This is a genomic window from Paenibacillus sp. OK003 (assembly GCF_900109515.1).
GTDB classification, from domain to species: Bacteria; Bacillota; Bacilli; order Paenibacillales; family Paenibacillaceae; genus Paenibacillus; species Paenibacillus marchantiae.
On sequence record NZ_FOBD01000028.1, the window covers coordinates 18,199 to 35,330 of the forward strand.

Consider the following 17,132-nt stretch of genomic DNA (forward strand, 5'->3'; position numbering starts at 1 on the left):
ACCGGGTCCTCTTCGTTGATATCATGCCCCTTGGTCAATCAGCGAGCCAGTGATGGCATATATCAATTAACGTTTGGAACGAACTGCCGAACTGCTTCTGCTCTTGAACAAATGAATATTCTCAAGCGCTTTACCTGTTCCGATTGCAACGCAATCGAGCGGATTCTCTGCTACGATCACAGGCATTCCTGTCTCACCAGCAAGCAGCTTGTCCAGATTACGAAGCAATGCGCCGCCACCTGTGAGAACAATACCACGGTCCATAATATCTGCTGCCAGCTCAGGAGGACATTTCTCCAAGGTTACTTTTACAGCTTCAACAATGGCATTCACCGTATCCGCCAGAGCTTCGCTGATTTCATCCGAAGTAATCGTAATCGTCTTCGGCAGGCCTGTAACGAGGTCGCGTCCACGAATTTCCATTGTTTCCACTTGCTCAAGCGGCATAGCTGATCCGATATCCATCTTCAACTGCTCGGATGTACGTTCACCGATCATCAGATTATACTGGCGTTTAATGTATTGAATCACGGATTCATCCATCTCGTCACCAGCAACACGAACCGAACGACTTGTTACAATCCCGCCGAGAGAGATGACAGCCACTTCCGTTGTACCGCCACCAATATCGACAACCATACTACCCGTTGGTTCCCATACAGGCAGATCTGCACCGATTGCAGCTGCAAAAGGCTCTTCAATTGTGTAGGCTTCACGCGCACCAGCTTGTTTTGTTGCATCTTCAACCGCACGTTGTTCTACCGCAGTAATCCCGGATGGTACACATACCATCACGTTAGGATGACGCTGGAACATGGAGCGCTGCTTCTGCGCCTGACGAATAAAGTATTTAATCATCGTTGCTGTTGTATCGAAATCGGCAATAACGCCGTCTTTCATTGGACGAATAGCACGAATGTTACCAGGTGTACGTCCAATCATTTTTTTGGCAGATTCCCCTACTGCCTCAATGGTTTTGGTATCAGTCCGAATAGCAACTACGGAAGGTTCCCGTACCACAATTCCTTTTCCACGTACATAAACAAGTGTATTCGCTGTCCCCAAGTCAATCCCCAAATCTTTGTTAAAACCACCAAACATAATGTAATCTCCTTTTCTGCCTCATATAGCCGCCCAGTGAATCAAGAGCGTTTCATTTTCATTCCCACCACCATGGTGGTGCTAATATTCGCATTTGTTTTGTATTGCCTTTGTTTTGCATTTGTAAAGTGAACCTATCTTCTACGGACAACGCCGTCAACATTCATAGGAAAACATCAACGCCAACCATTATATTATACTAAGCCCTTCTCCTTCAAACTTACGTACGTTCCATCTCCGATAATAATGTGATCCAGCACGTCTATGCCAACAATTGCGCCGGCCTCGATCAGTCTTTTGGTTATTTGGATGTCCTCTGGACTAGGCGTAGGATCACCACTGGGATGGTTGTGTGCGCACACAATAGAGGCGCTGCTGCATTTGATGGCAGCCCGGAACACTTCACGCGGATGTACAATCGAAGCGTTAAGGCTACCCATGGAGAGTGTTTCCTGGGAAATAATGTGGTTTTTGGTATTCAGGAAAAGACACACAAAGTGTTCTTTCTGCAAGTAACGCAATTGTTCGGTAAGAATATCGGCCGCATCACGAGGGGTGCGGATTGAAGCTGACTGTGTAAGTCTGCTCTTCGCAATCCGATGACCAAGCTCAATGCTGGCTTTCAGCTGTACAGCCTTGGCCATGCCAATACCCTTCATCGCATTCAGTTCTTCCAGGCTCAAATCCATCAACGAGCGAATTCCACCCGCTTCGGTCAGAATCCGCTGTGCCATATGCACTGCGGATTCCTGTCTTGTACCTGTTCGAAGTAAGATCGCCAGCAATTCAGCATGGCTTAAGGCGCCCGCCCCGTATTCCATCATGCGTTCTCTCGGGCGTTCTTCCTGGGGGATGTCGCGCATCATATATTGAGGCGACTCCATATGTTCCCTCTTTTCAGATCGTCAATTGCGGAATTTCATGTACGTGGCAATACATGTACGCCGAATCCATCCAGCATGTCGCTTAGCAAGGACAACGGTAGGCCCACCACATTGAAATAACATCCTTCAACACGTTCTATCAATGAAGCACCAATGCCCTGAATAGCATATGATCCTGCCTTATCCGAAGGCTCTCCAGTCTGAACATACGCACGAATCGTAGCTTCAGACAGTTCCTTCATCGTTACATTAGTCTGTCGATATTGAACCATGGATTGTCCATTACTTGCATCGATACAAGCTACTCCCGTGAAAACACGGTGTACACGCCCCTGTAGACGAGATAACATTCGTTCAGCGTCCGCCTCGTCTACGGGTTTACCGAGAATATCACCATCCAGAACGACAACAGTGTCACTACCAACAATAACAGCATCCTGTTCGCGACCTTCCAGCCCGCGATAAACGGCAAGCGCCTTACGCATCGCAAGCTCCTGTACCGTCTGTTCAGGAGTCCATTCCGGCGGTGTATCTTCATCGGCGTGACTTGGTATTACTTCAAAAGCTAGATGGAGTGATGCGATCAGTTCTTTACGCCGCGGCGAAGTGGAAGCCAGAATAATACGACGCTGTTGTGTTTTATCCAAAATAACCGGCCCCTTAAGCTACGGCGATATCCTGTCGGATCACGCTAGTAGATATCATTTTTTTAGTTTCTTCGTCAAAATTCGTCATTCTCCTATAACCTGCGATACAGCCATACAGCAGCAATAATACCGATCAGACTCAGGAGGCTCATTTGAAATTGAAGTGAAATATCATAACTGATAATATCCAGATCAGCCTGCGGCGACCAACGAATGGTCGTGGCTTTCGTTAGAAAGGTAACGGCCTTTACAGGCTGCAGTGCCTTGGCGATCCACGCACCGGCTAGCCAGCCGAGCAGTAGAAACAGCAATAACATGCCGAAGTTTTTTTTCATCGGTGATCTTCCCTCGCCATTTTTTGACACCCACATTATTATACGGGGTTTTGTACGTCAATACAAACACAAATCCGGCAAGGGGAACTATTTCCAGTTCCTTGCCGGATAGGTATTTCAAGGCTGTGTTATGGGAAAGCGGTGATTACTGTTTTATCGCTTCAAGCCATTTTTTTTGCTGTAATACATATTCCATCAGATCGGACTGTACAGACCACATATGCACATTAGCCGGATTTTTGTTGTATTCGGCAATTGCCGTTACCGCACTGGCCATCGATTTTTCCATCGCCGATACATAGGGTTGCACGTCTGCACTCAGGCCAGGTGCAATACTATTTAAACCGGTCAGCCAGAGCTGATGCTGGTTCTGTAATGAGGTCATCGTTTCGGTTGAGACGGCTTCTGGAACAGACTGACCAAGTTGCTGGATCGAGAGGGTAGACAGTTGGTCAACTAAAGCCGATCCACTTGCGAAGAATTGCTGCACATCCTCTGCTTTTCCGCCGAATACTGCCGGGTTCACTTCGGGGTTGACGATTTCCTTGACGTACAGCTCCACACCTTCGGCCTTAAGCCTTGAGCTGAGCAGCTTGGCCTCCTCACGGTCAGCCGAAATGCCAGCATACACCCGATTACCATCCTCCGGGTCGGAGCCTGCGGCAATGCCTGCCTGGGACAGCTCCACCTTCGCCTGTTCAGCGCGTTCAGGAGAACTGAATACACCATATTGCAGTGCATAATAGCTGCCGCCTGTAGTTGTTGCCTGGAGCTGCTGCTCCGAACCTGCCACTCCCTGCTGACCTGTTACGGCCGATACCGCCTGATTGGCAGGGATCTTGCTCCCAGGATCTACGGCCCCTTCACGATTAAAAAAAGAAAGAATAACCATGCCGAAGAGGGCACCGGTTACAAGCGCACCCGTTACTGAACCAATCATTTTCCAGCCCCTTGGGGGACGATTTCGCTTATAAGAGTAGTTTTCACTATCTGCAAGCCAATCATGACCTCCATAATTCTCGTCCGATCTGTTATCGTCCTCATCTCCCGGATACGCAGTAAGATGATTATAATTGTATCCAGGCTCATCGAGTTTCGAATCCTTGTCCGTTCTTTGGTAAGGTTCAGGTACAGTGGAGCCTGTCAGTATCGTCTCTCCCCAGTCACCGGGAATATCCTCTGGTGTCCATGAAGGCGTTGAATTCAACCGCGTTGGTGTTGGCGTTGGACTGTGCGGAATTTCTTCACTCAAAGCTGCAAATGTGCTGGATGTGGGTATCCCCTTGTTTTCAGGCTTGTCCGACTCGTTATCCCCAAAGCGAAACGTCATTCTAGCATTGCTCACCCCGTACCCTCTCCTTTGTCCCATTTATAACAGCTATATGCAGAGAGAATCTGAAACATTCCATTTCATGCAAAAAACCGCCTGCTTCAAAATGAAGTCAGACGGTTTATGAATGTGTTTATTTCAACCCTTTGGCAAGTGTATCGCCAACTTTCCAGATATCACCTGCGCCCATCGTGAGCACAAGATCGCCTGGCTGAAGACGGTTCTGCAAATCTGCAACAACTTCTTCCTTTGTCGGAAGATAACGCGCAGACGCATTACTGTTTTGAACGATGAGTTCAACCAGTTTGGCCGAATGCACACCTTCAATCTGCTTCTCACCTGCAGGGGAATAGATATCGGTAATGAGAACCTCATCCGCTTCTGCGAAGGCTCGACTGAACGCATCAAGCAGGAAGAACGTACGTGTGTAACGCTGTGGCTGGAATACCGCAATGATACGTTTCCCTGTTGCTTTGGCCGCACTGATCGTAGCCTCAATCTCAGTCGGGTGATGAGCGTAATCATCAATAATCAGCATTTCATTCGCCTCGCCCAGCACCTGGAATCTGCGTTTCGCTCCATGGAACTGGATAATGGCAGCCGTAATTTTCTCAAATGGAATACCTGCTTCCAGACAGGTAATGACCGTAGCCATCGCATTATAAACGTTATGTTTACCTGGAACTGACAACTCTACCGTACCCAGAGCATTGCCCTGATGACTCATCGTAAAGGAAATTCGGCGGTCACCAAGTACGATATCTGTTGCTGTATAATCCGCAGCATAATCAATGCCGTATGTGGTCACACGTGATTTTAGCTCTGGCAAAATAGCTTGAACATTCTCGTCATCAGCACATACAATGGCCGTGCCCTCTGGACGAATCTGACTCAGGAACTGAACATAAGCCTTTTTGAGTTCCTCAAAATCACTGTTGTAATTCTCAAGGTGATCCGCTTCAATATTCGTTACAATACCAAGCCAAGGGTGATACTGCAAAAATGAACCGTCGCTCTCGTCTGCCTCAGCAACGACCCAGTCGCCTTGGCCTGCCTTCGCGTTGGTACCCACGTTCATGATTTCCCCACCAATGATGTATGTCGGGTCTGTATCACATTTATCCATAACAAGTGCAATCATGGATGACGTGGTTGTTTTGCCATGAGCCCCGGCTACAGCTACACCTTTGCGCTCATTCAGCAAACGTGCGAGCATCTGGGCACGATGCAGAATCGGAATGTTCAGCTTTTCAGCTGCCACCCGCTCCACATTATCAGCCGGAGCTGCCGTAGAGTAGACAACCAGATCTGCCCCATTTACGTGCTCTGCCGTATGTCCGATATATATTTTCGCTCCCTTGGCTGCCAGCTTCTCGGTCAACTCCTGTGAAGCGACATCCGATCCGGTAACGGTGTATCCCATCTCAAGCATAACTCTCGCGATGGCACTCATGCCATATCCGCCAATCCCTATAAAATGAACGTGTTCCGATGTATTTAACAAAACTTTCACCAACCTTTTTCAGAATCGGTTTGATGCAAAAGGGCTGCCCGCACATCTGCAATCAGGTACAATGTGCCGGACACCACCCCCAGATCTTCCGCTTCCGTCCGTGACTTCAATAGATCAAGTGCCTTTGCCCATTCGGGCTCGACGATGATTTCCAGCTCCGGTTTCGCAATGGCGGGACGTACCCGTTCGACGAGTTGCAGCAAATCGGCTGCAGCCATCTTGCGTCGGAAATCTGGCTCGGTCAGGATCAGCGTATCCACTAGTGGCAGTATATGCTGCAAATACGCTTCGTGATGCTTATTCGCCAGCATGCCCATCATCAAAATTAACTTGTTGTGAGGATATACGTCGATAATGCTCTTGGCCAGTGATTCGGCCCCCTCCGGATTATGCGCTCCATCCAGAACAATGCGGGGCTGATCAACCACTTTCTCGAACCGTCCTGCCCAGAAGGCATGTTCCAGTCCAAGTGCAATATCTTCATCATCCAGCATAAATGCCATGTATTGGCGAAGCAACTCCAGTACCATAAGTGCACCCGCTGCATTATCGCATTGATGTGCGCCCTGCATGCGAATACGAGCGTCCAGATCACGGAACGGTCCTGTAAAATGAAAAGATTGTCCGTTCTCATCACTGTCCAGTCTATGATAGGAGAAACGATCTCCCGCCAGATACACGGTTGAACGCAGCCGCTCTGCCGTCTCCTGGATTACCTTCACAGCCTCTGGCTGCGTGGCGCAGGTAACAACGGGTACCCCCGCCTTAATAATACCTGCCTTCTCTCCAGCAATCGCCTCAATCGTATCTCCCAGTACATCCGTATGGTCCATACCGATATTGGTAATGACCGATACCACGGGTGTAACAATATTCGTTACGTCCATCCTTCCCCCGAGCCCTGTCTCCCATACCACAATGTCCGGGTAGCACTCTTCCGCATAATAGAGAAGGGCGAGTGCTGTGGATACCTCAAACATCGTAGGTGATCCAAGGGGAGTTGAAGCCATCTCTTGAACCAACGGATACAGGCGGTTCGAGAGTTTGAGCAACGTTTCTTCTGGGATATCCTCACCGTTGTACTGAAAACGGTTTGTAAATTTAGTGATATACGGGGATGTGAACGTTCCAACATCATATCCCGCCTGAAGAAGCACTGACGTCAAAAAAGCGCAAGTCGAACCTTTGCCGTTCGTTCCCGCGACATGAATAAATTTGAGACGCTGGTGAGGATTGCCGAGCCATGACATCAATCCCTCGATTCGTTCCAATCCAGGTCGGATGCCAAAAGGAATAAGGCCATTGATCCAGTTCACGGCCTCGTCATAGGTAAGTAAAGGAGATGCTATTTCTGTCCCGTTAAGTTCCGTCATATGATTCACCTTCGGTTTGAGTTTGGTTGAAAAAAGCGGCCGGATGGCGCATAAGCACTCCATCCGACCCGAATATATTAACCTTTCAGTTCCTTGATTCGTGCAATCACCTTATCCCGTTTATCGGAATAATCCGCTTGCTTGGCGCGCTCTTCCTCGATAACCTTGGCAGGAGCCTTGGCAACAAAGCCTTCGTTCGCCAGCTTTTTCTCCACACGGAGTACTTCGCCCTCAAGGTTCTGCAACTCTTTCTCCAGACGAGCCACTTCCTGATCAATATCAATAAGACCCGCCAGCGGCAAATACAGCTCAGCCCCAGTAATGACTGCAGTCATTGCTTTATCCGGTGAGCTCAGATCCAAGCCGCTGTCGAACTCGGATGTATTACAGAAACGTTTGATGTAATGGCTATTGCGTTCAATGATGCTGGATGTCTCTGCGTTGTTCGCTTTCACCATCAATTCAATTTTCTTGCTCATTGGTACGTTTACTTCTGCACGGATGTTTCGTACTGCACGAATGGTATCCATAAGCAGGTTCATCTCGGCAACCGCTTCTGGGTTCTCCAGTGCAGGGTCATACACCGGCCAGGAAGCCAACGTAATCGTCTCGCCTTCGTGCGGCAGATGCTGCCAGATCTCTTCCGAAATGTACGGCATGAACGGATGAATCAGGCGCATAGTCTGATCCAGCACATAAGCAAGCACCGATTGTGTTTTCTTCTTGGCAACCGGATCTTCTCCATAGAAGGACAACTTCGCAAATTCAATATACCAGTCACACAGGTCATCCCAAATAAAGTTATACAGCAAACGGCCTGTTTCTCCAAATTCATATGCTTCGATTAGACGCGTAATATCACGAGAAGTTTCGTTCAGGCGGTGCAAAATCCAGTAATCCGCTGTTCCAAGGTCTCCACTAATATCACGATCTTCATAGGTGAACCCTTCCAGATTCATTAGAGCGAAGCGCGATGCATTCCAGATTTTATTGGCAAAGTTACGAGCCTGTTCAACCCGCTCCCAGCGGAAACGGAGATCCTGACCCGGAGTACTGCTTGTAGAGATCATGTAACGCATTGCATCCGCACCATATTTCTCAATCACATCCAACGGATCAACACCATTGCCGAGCGATTTGGACATCTTGCGTCCGTCAGCATCACGAACAAGACCGTGCATCAGCACATCCTTGAACGGAACCTCTTCTGTGAACTCCAGAGCGGTAAAGATCATGCGCGCCACCCAGAAATAAATAATGTCATACCCTGTTACGAGTACACTTGTCGGGTAATAACGTTTCAGATCTTCCGTGTCTTCCGGCCAGCCTAATGTAGAGAACGGCCACAAAGCGGAGCTGAACCATGTATCCAGAACATCTTCATCCTGTCTCAGCTTGCGTCCAGCGTATTCTGGCAATGTTGTCGGATCTTCAGCAGATACAATAACTTCTCCAGTCTCCTCATCATACCAGGCAGGAATACGATGACCCCACCACAATTGACGAGAGATACACCAGTCGCGAACATTTTCAATCCAGTTCAGATACGTTTTCTCAAAACGATCCGGAACAAAATGAACCCCTTCACCGCTTTGTTGCTTCTCAATCGCTTTCTCCGCGAGAGGCTTCATCTCAACAAACCACTGTGTCGACAAATACGGCTCAACGACAGCTCCTGTCCGTTCGCTGTGTCCAACCTGATGCGTATGATCCTCGATGTTGATCAATACGCCCTGTTCTTGTAAGTCTGCAACAATCTGCTTACGGCAATCGCTGCGATCCAGTCCCTGATATTTGCCTGCTTCGGCATTCATCGTACCAGTCTCATCCATCACCGTAATCTGTGGCAGATCATGACGAAGACCCACTTCAAAGTCATTCGGATCATGAGCAGGCGTAATTTTCACGGCGCCGCTTCCGAAATCTTTATCTACATACTCATCTGCAATAACCGGAATTTCGCGTCCGATAATAGGCAGAACAAGCACTTTGCCAATCATGTCTGCGTAACGCTCATCCTTCGGATGAACAGCAACTGCCGTATCTCCGAGCATCGTTTCCGGGCGAGTTGTCGCTACTGTGACATAACCACTTCCGTCTTTGAGCGGATAACGCAGATGGTACAAGTGACCTTGAACTTCTTTATATTCAACCTCAATGTCGGACAGTGCAGTCCGGTTCACCGGGTCCCAGTTAATAATTCGTTTGCCTCGATAAATGAGGCCTTTTTCATACAGTTGAACAAACACTTTACGTACAGCTTGGGATAGACCTTCGTCCAGCGTAAAACGTTCACGCGAGTAGTCGAGCGACAAGCCCATTTTGCCCCATTGCTGACGAATGGTTGTTGCGTATTGCTCTTTCCAGTCCCATACCTTCTCCAAGAATTTTTCGCGTCCCAGATCATAACGAGTCTGACCTTCTTCACGCAATTTCTGCTCCACTTTGGTTTGGGTAGCAATACCTGCATGGTCCGAACCCGGTAGCCACAGTGCATCATAGCCCTGCATCCGCTTGGTACGAATCAGAATATCCTGCAGTGTGAAATCGAGCGCATGCCCGATATGGAGCATTCCGGTTACGTTCGGGGGTGGGATTACAATCGTATAAGGTTCAGCATCTTTACGCTGGCCTGCCTTGAAATATCCATTTTCCATCCAAGTGGAATACCATTTTTGCTCCGCAGCTTTCGGATCATACGTGGTTGGCATTTCTGTTGCAGCTGAATTTTTTTGTTCAGACATGTGTCATTCCTCCGTTACTTATTCATCATCGCCAAAAAACAAAAAAACCTTTCATCCATCAAAGGACGAAAGGTTAGCTTTCGCGGTACCACCTTTGTTTCACGCAGATAGAAAGATAGACTACCCCTTCTGTGCTTACGTGACACTTCAAGCAGATAACGGCTGCGACCGGCCTATCCTACCACAGGAATGAATGATACTAAAGTTACTCATCCCTTGTATTCAAACAGGCAACTCCCGGGCGACTTCGATCAGTTGGTTCCTACGGAATTTCCCAGCGCTACAATCCCGCTCTCTGAAAGGTCATACTGTCTACTACTCCCGATCCACGTTGTTCTTCAAAAAACCTAAACACATCATACCCTGCCCGTGCCCGATAGTCAACCTGACAACAGCGGATAAAGCGCGCTGCAATGCAGGTTGAGGGCAGACAAAGCAAAAACCCGTCATCCTCAAGGGATTACGGGTCAAAATGGACATTGAACCTGTCTCAGGTTAAGGGATGTATAGAATCTGCCCTTCTTCCACGACCTGTTCGGATAATCGGTTATACAACTGGAGCTCTCGGGTACTTAACTGATATCGGTCTGCAATGGTATCGAGCGTCTCTTCACGCTGTACAATGCATAATTTCACCTTACGGAACGGAGTCTGATCCACAATAGTGCCAAGGAACAGGTTCTTCCATTCTACATCATCAGGCGGGTATGCTTCTTGCTGCTGGACTCCAGCAAGTGCCTCTTGCTCCCGTTCAGCTTCCGCCTCCCGTGTCACTCTGCCAGAGGATAACAAGGAGGAGATGCCTACACCCGCTTCCTGTTTGGGTGCAGACTCTCTCTTGCTGCCAAAAGCAACCTTGAGCTCCGGCTTGTCTTCCGTCTCAGCCACAGGTTCAGGGATAAAAGATTCTTTTTCAGCGGGCTCATTCGTCTCCACCGCTTCAAGAGGAGGTGTGTTTTCCACCGGAATTTCCGGTTCAGATGCTGCGAAGACATCCTGCCAGTTCTCAGACTGCGAACCTGTCGGTACATCTGTAACCGCCTGCTCCTCTTGCTTTGGTTCAGATCGGGCAGATTCAAAATGCCAAACGTCCGGTGCTGCCGGTTCATCCGAAGGCTGCGGGTCCAGTTTGGAATCGGCCTGCTCCGAATTCCTTGAGTTCGTATGTAAGGTCTCGACGGAAGGCTCGGACCAGACAGACGACTCTTCAGCCAAAGGAAGTAAAGGCTCAGATTCAGGGTAAGAAGCCAACCTGTCGGCTGTCTCCGCCAAAAAAGACGAAACGGGAGAAGGCGTATCGGACAGCACATTCGCTTGCGCTTCCTCCTCCTTGTCCCTCAAGGACGAGGACTCTTCGTTTTCAGACGATATTTTGTTTTGCTCCGCGTTCCCATCCCCTTGCTGCCAGGACTGAAACGGTTCGGGAGAAGCTTGAAATAGATGTTCCTGCTGCAGCTCCTCTTCGCTCCGTTGAAGCAGATACTCCTGAGCAAATACATTGGGATAGCTGCCTGTCTGCTCTGTTTCAGCGGAACGGTTGCCCTGCTGAGGGTCGGGCGAATGTACAACGGTAAACTCATCTGCTGACCAGACCTGCGGCTCCTCCACCGGAAAGCCCTCAATACCGCGAAGCGACAATACGCCAGTAATGTTCAGACTTCGGTCGGATAACAGATCCACATCAAAATTTTCGATCTCAATGGAAATATCCTCAAGCGATCTTACCCGGTTCAGGGGTACCGTGATCTCCACCGGAATAAAATGTTTGAGTTCCTCCGAGATCTCATTCTCGCCCCGATACGCTCCTGTTAGCAAAAGATGACCTCGTAATGTTGCATGATCATCCTGACCGATCACCTGAATGCGGGGATATAACTCAATTTCCTCCAGCTCCTCAATTGCAGGGACTCCCTCTGACAAATGAACGCGCTCATAAATATCGAACCGCAAACCATAGGGTTGATTCAACAAAGGTGGCGTCCTCCTTTCGGCATATGTTCACCATGATCCTTCTCATGGGACTGATCCATGGTCCAAATCCTTCGTTACCCCATCTATATGCCTTGAATGAGATGAGCATGCCACCTTTTGAAAAACCTTGCTATATAAAGCGAAATAGAGAATGTTGCACCTAGCCACTTCGATGACAGAATAACCTTCCGATCACTGTTATCCCCAGATTTTTTTGATTCCCTTCTTCAAAGGGAAAATCCGGGGATAAAGGCGAACGCTTCGCTTCTTCACGTTATTTCTGTCCTCTCCGTTCTCGTGTAACTATTAAAGTTCGCTTTATATCATTTATTAATTCACCTTTTCACGCTCTGCCAATTGTGTGAAATCGGATGGCCAAGGATCATTCAATTCAATCATGGCTCCAGTTAACGGATGGCTAAACTTAAGCATCTCTCCGTGAAGTGCTTGCCGTCCAATGGCATCCGCTCTACCTCCATACAAGGCATCACCAATAAGCGGATGTCCCGCGTAACTCAGATGCACCCGAATTTGGTGTGTTCGTCCTGTATCCAGCTTCAATCGTACAAGGGTTGCTCGTTTCCACACTTCGACGATCTCCACATGAGTAACCGCTTCTTGACCACCTTCCGAGACACGTCTGCGCTGTTTGTGATGCCTGTCCTTGCCAATCGGAGCATCAATTTTGTGAAGTTCGCGGGATAGTTGCCCCCCTGCAATGGCAACGTAATGGCGACCAATGTCTTTACGCCGCATCGCTTCATCCAGTTTGGCGAGGGCAAAAGCATTTTTGGCATATAAAACAGGTCCAGTGGTGTCCTCGTCCAGACGATGAACATGGCGTACATTCGCCTGAATCCCATTCATTTCGTAATAGGAGGCCACCGCATGATCCAGTGTAATCGCTTGATCCGCCCGGCTCCCATCGGGATGAAGCTTCATTCCGGCCGGTTTATGCACGACCAGACAGAAGTCATCCTCATACAAAACATCGATATCCGCCCAACGCGGTTCAACATCAATTGGCTGAGACGCAAAAAGGGCCAGCCGAAGCCGGTCCCCTGCCAGTTGTATGCCCTGGTTCGTCTTTAGCTGACGCAACATTTTCTCCGGTAACTGAAGCTCAGACAATAGCCACTGCTCTGCGGCCATCTGTTTGTCCGAACTGCCTGTTACGACTTTGCCTGGCATCAGCTCAAGCCATTCCCCGCGGCGTTTCCAACTTTTAATAGTCATAGCGATTGAAGAGCTTTACGATTCGCCTCGATCGTATCGTCAATATCCTGCTCCGTATGCACGCCAGAAACAAACATGCCTTCGTATTGGGAAGGTGCAACACTTACACCCTGATCAATCATGGCCGCAAAGTAACGACGGAATTGATCGAGATTGCTTTCTTTGGCAATATCATAATTCGTAACCGGAACAGCACTGAAAAATGGACATACCATCGAACCAACACGGTTAATCGTTATGGCTACACCTGTCTCTGCTGCATTCTTTTCAAACCCAGCCTGCAAGCGTGCAGACAGTGTCTCCAGACGATCATAGACCTCTGGTGTCAACAATTTGAGTGTCGTATAACCTGCTGCCATAGCCAGCGGATTACCGCTCAGTGTACCTGCCTGATAGATCGGCCCGGTTGGAGCAATCTGTTCCATTAGATCACGTCTGCCGCCATAAGCGCCCACCGGAAGCCCGCCACCGATTACTTTACCCAGACAAGTCAGGTCAGGTGTAACGCCATATCGTCCCTGTGCACAGTTCAACCCTACACGGAAACCGGTCATAACTTCGTCAAAAATGAGCAGACTGCCGTATTGAGACGTCAAACTGCGCAGGCCTTCAAGGAAACCCGAAACGGGTGGCACAACTCCCATATTACCTGCAACAGGTTCCACAATGACGGCGGCCAGTTCTTCACCATAACGTTCAAAAGCAAGCTTCACTGACTCCAGGTCATTGTACGGAACCGTAATCGTATTGATAGCCACACCTTCAGGCACACCCGGGCTGTCAGGCAGACCCAGAGTTGCTACACCAGATCCTGCTTTGATCAGCAAGCTGTCGGCATGCCCGTGGTATGATCCTTCAAACTTCAAAATTTTACTGCGTCCGGTTACACCACGTGCCAGCCGAATCGCACTCATGGTTGCTTCCGTACCGGAATTCACCATTCGTACAATATCGATCGAAGGCACACGCTCACAGACGAGTTTTGCCATCTCGGTCTCCAGCAATGTTGGCGCACCAAAACTTGTTCCTTTAAGGGCTGTCTCACGCAAAGCTTCTACAACGTCAGGATGCGCATGTCCCATAATGAGCGGACCCCAGGATCCCACATAATCAATAAAAACATTGCCATCAATATCATAGATTTTGGAGCCTTCTCCGCGCTCTGCATAGATCGGGGTAAGCCCCACCGATTTGAACGCCCGAACGGGACTGTTCACACCCCCGGGTATGTACTGCTTGGCTTCTTCAAATGCGCTGCGTGAGCGCTCATCATTGCGACGAGTTCCTTGTTGTGCAGTCATGAACATCCTCCTTAATATAAATTTATTTCTCGGCCAACCAGCGTGAAGCGTCTTTTCCGTAGTACGTAATAATCATATCTGCACCCGCACGTTTCATACTCAGCAGAATTTCCATGGCCACTTTCTTCTCATCAATCCACCCTTGAATCGCCGCTGCCTTTACCATTGCATACTCTCCACTTACGTTGTAAGCAACCAGTGGAAGATCAAAATTGTCCTTGATTGTACGCATGACATCCAGATAGGACAATGAAGGTTTCACCATCAACATGTCCGCTCCTTCGAGCACATCGGTTTCGGCTTCACGCAATGCTTCACGAGCGTTCGCCGGGTCCATCTGATACGACTTGCGATCTCCGAATTGTGGCGTGGAATCCGCAGCTTCGCGGAATGGACCATAGAATGCCGACGCATATTTTACGGAGTAGGACATGATTGGAATGTGACTGAAGCCATTCTCATCCAGTCCGGCACGGATCGCTTGGACAAATCCATCCATCATATTGGATGGTGCAATGATGTCCGCTCCAGCTTTGGCCTGGGATACCGCTGTTTTTACGAGCAGCTCCAGTGATTCGTCATTGAGCACATCTCCGCAAATGTGACCGTCCACTTCAACGGTGTGCACCATGCCACAATGACCGTGATCAGTGAATTCACACAGACAGGTATCAGCAACAACCAGCAGCTCAGGATACCAGGACTTAATCAGCTTCGTTGCTTCCTGTACAATGCCGTCTTCTGCGAATCCCGATGAACCTACACTGTCTTTGGTTTCGGGAATACCGAACAAGAGCACAGCCGGAATACCCAGATCGGCAATCTCCTTCACTTCTTCCTGCAAGCGATCCAGCGAGAAGCGGAATACGCCCGGCATGGATTTGATCTCGGATTTTACATTTTCACCATAAGTAACATAGATAGGTTGAATAAAGTCATCCACAGTCAAATGGGTCTCTCTCACCATATTGCGAATACCTGTGGATTGACGTAAACGGCGATGCCGGATAATTGGAAAACTCATACGTGTGAAACCTCCCTGAATAGTGATGTGGAGCAAAAATCGAAGCGCGCCGGTATCGTAACGAATTCAGCACGCTTCATCTATCGATTGCGGTTCAATTATATGTTTAACGGGGTAATGCAGCTTCTGTAGCAGGCTTTCGTTTCCACTCACATAAAACAGAAATCAGACTCTCAATGGTTGCTTCTTCGGCCATCATTGTGACCTTCAAGCCTGCTGCTTCTGCCGTCTTTGCTGTAACAGGCCCGATACACGCAACTTCAACATTTTTCAATAAAGGCAAGGGGTCCTGCAATCCCATCCGTTTCAGAATGCTCATGAAATTGGTGACGGTGGAAGAACTCGTGAAGGTCATCGCATGAATGCCGCCCTCTTCAAGCAGCTTCAGCAGTTCATCGTCATCCTCGCCAGCCAGAATGGTTTCATAGATAATTGCCTCGGTGACCAGAAGCCCACGCTCCCTCAACTGTTCAGGCAACCAGGAGCGTGCGAGATCTCCATGCGGTAAAAGAACCCTCTGGCCTTGCTTCAGTTCACTTTCAAAAGCTTCAAGCATACCTTCGGCCTGAAATGGTCCTTGGATGACTTCCGCTACGATACCATACTTACGCAAAGCATCCCCAGTGGAAGGCCCTACCGCCGCAACTCTCGCTTGATGAATGGAGCGAATATCTTTCCCCTGTTGCTGCAAATGACGGAAGAAGAATTCCACTCCGTTTACACTCGTAAAAAATACCCAGTCAAACGTATTTAACGCACCAAAGGCCTGTTTGACACTTTCCTGTGCCGACTCCCTTGATGGCATCACGGTCTCAATTACCGGAAATTCGTAAGGCTCGCCGCCAAGTTCCTCGATCCGGTTGACCAATTCACTAGCCTGACTGCGTGCTCGCGTCACCAAAATGCGTTTGCCAAACAGCGGCAGTGCTTCCGCCCATTTCAACTGTTCGCGCTGGTTCACCACTTCACCAACAACAATGACAGCGGGTGGTTGAAAGTTCGCAGCGATCACTTTTGCTTCGATATCTTCAAGCGTGCCTGTAATCGTATCCTGCTCTGCTCTTGTGCCCCAGCGAATCAATGCTACCGGTGTTTGCGCCGGGCGTCCGTGACGAATCAACTGTTCGCTGATATAGCCGATTTTGGAGACGCCCATCATAAATACCAGTGTGCCTGTTGCATTCGTCACTTTATCCCAATGAATACTGCGGTCAAGCTTGTCCGGACTCTCATGCCCCGTAATGATGGAAATAGAGGAAGCATAGTCGCGGTGGGTCACAGGTATTCCAGCGTAAGCAGGTACACTTATTGCTGAGGTTACACCAGGTACGATTTCAAAAGGAACGTCGTTTTTGCGAAGCAGATCAGCCTCTTCACCTACGCGTCCGAATATCGTCGGGTCTCCCCCTTTAAGCCGGACCACAACCTTGCCTTCCAGTGCGAGATCAACCAACAGCTGGTTGATTTCTTCCTGCTTCATCGTATGTCGATCCGGCCGTTTACCCACATAGATCTTAACCGCGCCGGGCTTCATTTGTTTGAGTAATCTCGGACTAGCCAATCGATCATAAACGACAGCATCCGCTCGACCGATCGATTCCCAGCCTTTTACCGTAATCAGCTTGGCGTCCCCTGGACCTGCACCAACCAAAAAGACCTTCCCCACCATGTCT

Annotated in this window: 13 protein-coding genes and 1 other annotated feature; all 13 genes read right to left on the bottom strand. The window is 48.9% G+C overall.

From position 1 onward, the window contains the following. Positions 1-66: 66 nt before the first annotated feature. The 13 genes from BMW94_RS28380 to cobA all read right to left on the bottom strand — a co-directional run bounded on the left by BMW94_RS28380 (position 67) and on the right by cobA (position 17,128). A complete protein-coding gene (locus BMW94_RS28380; RefSeq protein WP_090904373.1) occupies positions 67-1,101 on the bottom strand; it encodes a rod shape-determining protein in 1,035 nt (344 codons plus the stop codon). 194 nt (positions 1,102-1,295) lie between these two features. Next, positions 1,296-1,985, bottom strand: a complete 690-nt coding sequence (radC, locus tag BMW94_RS28385; protein WP_091001973.1) for a RadC family protein — start codon at positions 1,983-1,985, stop codon at positions 1,296-1,298. Positions 1,986-2,020: 35 nt separating this feature from the next. Next, on the bottom strand, positions 2,021-2,632 hold the full coding sequence (locus BMW94_RS28390; protein WP_063568114.1) for a Maf family protein: 612 nt from the start codon (positions 2,630-2,632) through the stop codon (positions 2,021-2,023). Positions 2,633-2,724: 92 nt separating this feature from the next. Then, complete coding sequence (locus tag BMW94_RS28395) at positions 2,725-2,967, bottom strand: DUF4321 domain-containing protein (protein WP_091001974.1); 243 nt, start codon at positions 2,965-2,967, stop codon at positions 2,725-2,727. Positions 2,968-3,112: 145 nt separating this feature from the next. Next, entirely contained in the window at positions 3,113-4,312 is a 1,200-nt protein-coding gene (locus BMW94_RS28400; RefSeq protein WP_175480875.1) for an SPOR domain-containing protein, read from the bottom strand. Positions 4,313-4,430: 118 nt separating this feature from the next. Beyond that, a complete protein-coding gene (gene murC / locus BMW94_RS28405; protein ID WP_254790401.1) occupies positions 4,431-5,750 on the bottom strand; it encodes a UDP-N-acetylmuramate--L-alanine ligase in 1,320 nt (439 codons plus the stop codon). 56 nt (positions 5,751-5,806) lie between these two features. Further along, positions 5,807-7,183 carry a bifunctional folylpolyglutamate synthase/dihydrofolate synthase gene (locus BMW94_RS28410; RefSeq protein ID WP_091001977.1) on the bottom strand — a complete coding sequence of 459 codons (1,377 nt, stop codon included), beginning with the start codon at positions 7,181-7,183 and terminating at the stop codon, positions 5,807-5,809. 77 nt (positions 7,184-7,260) lie between these two features. Next, the gene (locus BMW94_RS28415) at positions 7,261-9,927 is read right to left on the bottom strand and encodes a valine--tRNA ligase (RefSeq protein WP_063568110.1); all 2,667 of its coding nucleotides are present in this window, start codon (positions 9,925-9,927) and stop codon (positions 7,261-7,263) included. A gap of 58 nt (positions 9,928-9,985) precedes the next feature. Beyond that, positions 9,986-10,265, bottom strand: a binding site (T-box leader). A 157-nt stretch (positions 10,266-10,422) separates the two neighbouring features. After that, entirely contained in the window at positions 10,423-11,898 is a 1,476-nt protein-coding gene (locus BMW94_RS28420; protein ID WP_091001978.1) for a LysM peptidoglycan-binding domain-containing protein, read from the bottom strand. Positions 11,899-12,228: 330 nt separating this feature from the next. Beyond that, a complete protein-coding gene (locus BMW94_RS28425; protein WP_091001979.1) occupies positions 12,229-13,134 on the bottom strand; it encodes an RluA family pseudouridine synthase in 906 nt (301 codons plus the stop codon). Continuing rightward, a complete protein-coding gene (gene hemL, locus BMW94_RS28430; protein WP_091001980.1) occupies positions 13,131-14,435 on the bottom strand; it encodes a glutamate-1-semialdehyde 2,1-aminomutase in 1,305 nt (434 codons plus the stop codon). The genes BMW94_RS28425 and hemL overlap by 4 nt, the downstream gene beginning before the upstream one ends. Before the next feature lie 22 nt (positions 14,436-14,457). Beyond that, positions 14,458-15,459 carry a porphobilinogen synthase gene (gene hemB / locus BMW94_RS28435; protein ID WP_091001981.1) on the bottom strand — a complete coding sequence of 334 codons (1,002 nt, stop codon included), beginning with the start codon at positions 15,457-15,459 and terminating at the stop codon, positions 14,458-14,460. Between the two features lie 106 nt (positions 15,460-15,565). Next, complete coding sequence (gene cobA, locus BMW94_RS28440; RefSeq protein ID WP_091001982.1) at positions 15,566-17,128, bottom strand: uroporphyrinogen-III C-methyltransferase; 1,563 nt, start codon at positions 17,126-17,128, stop codon at positions 15,566-15,568. Positions 17,129-17,132 lie beyond the last annotated feature (4 nt).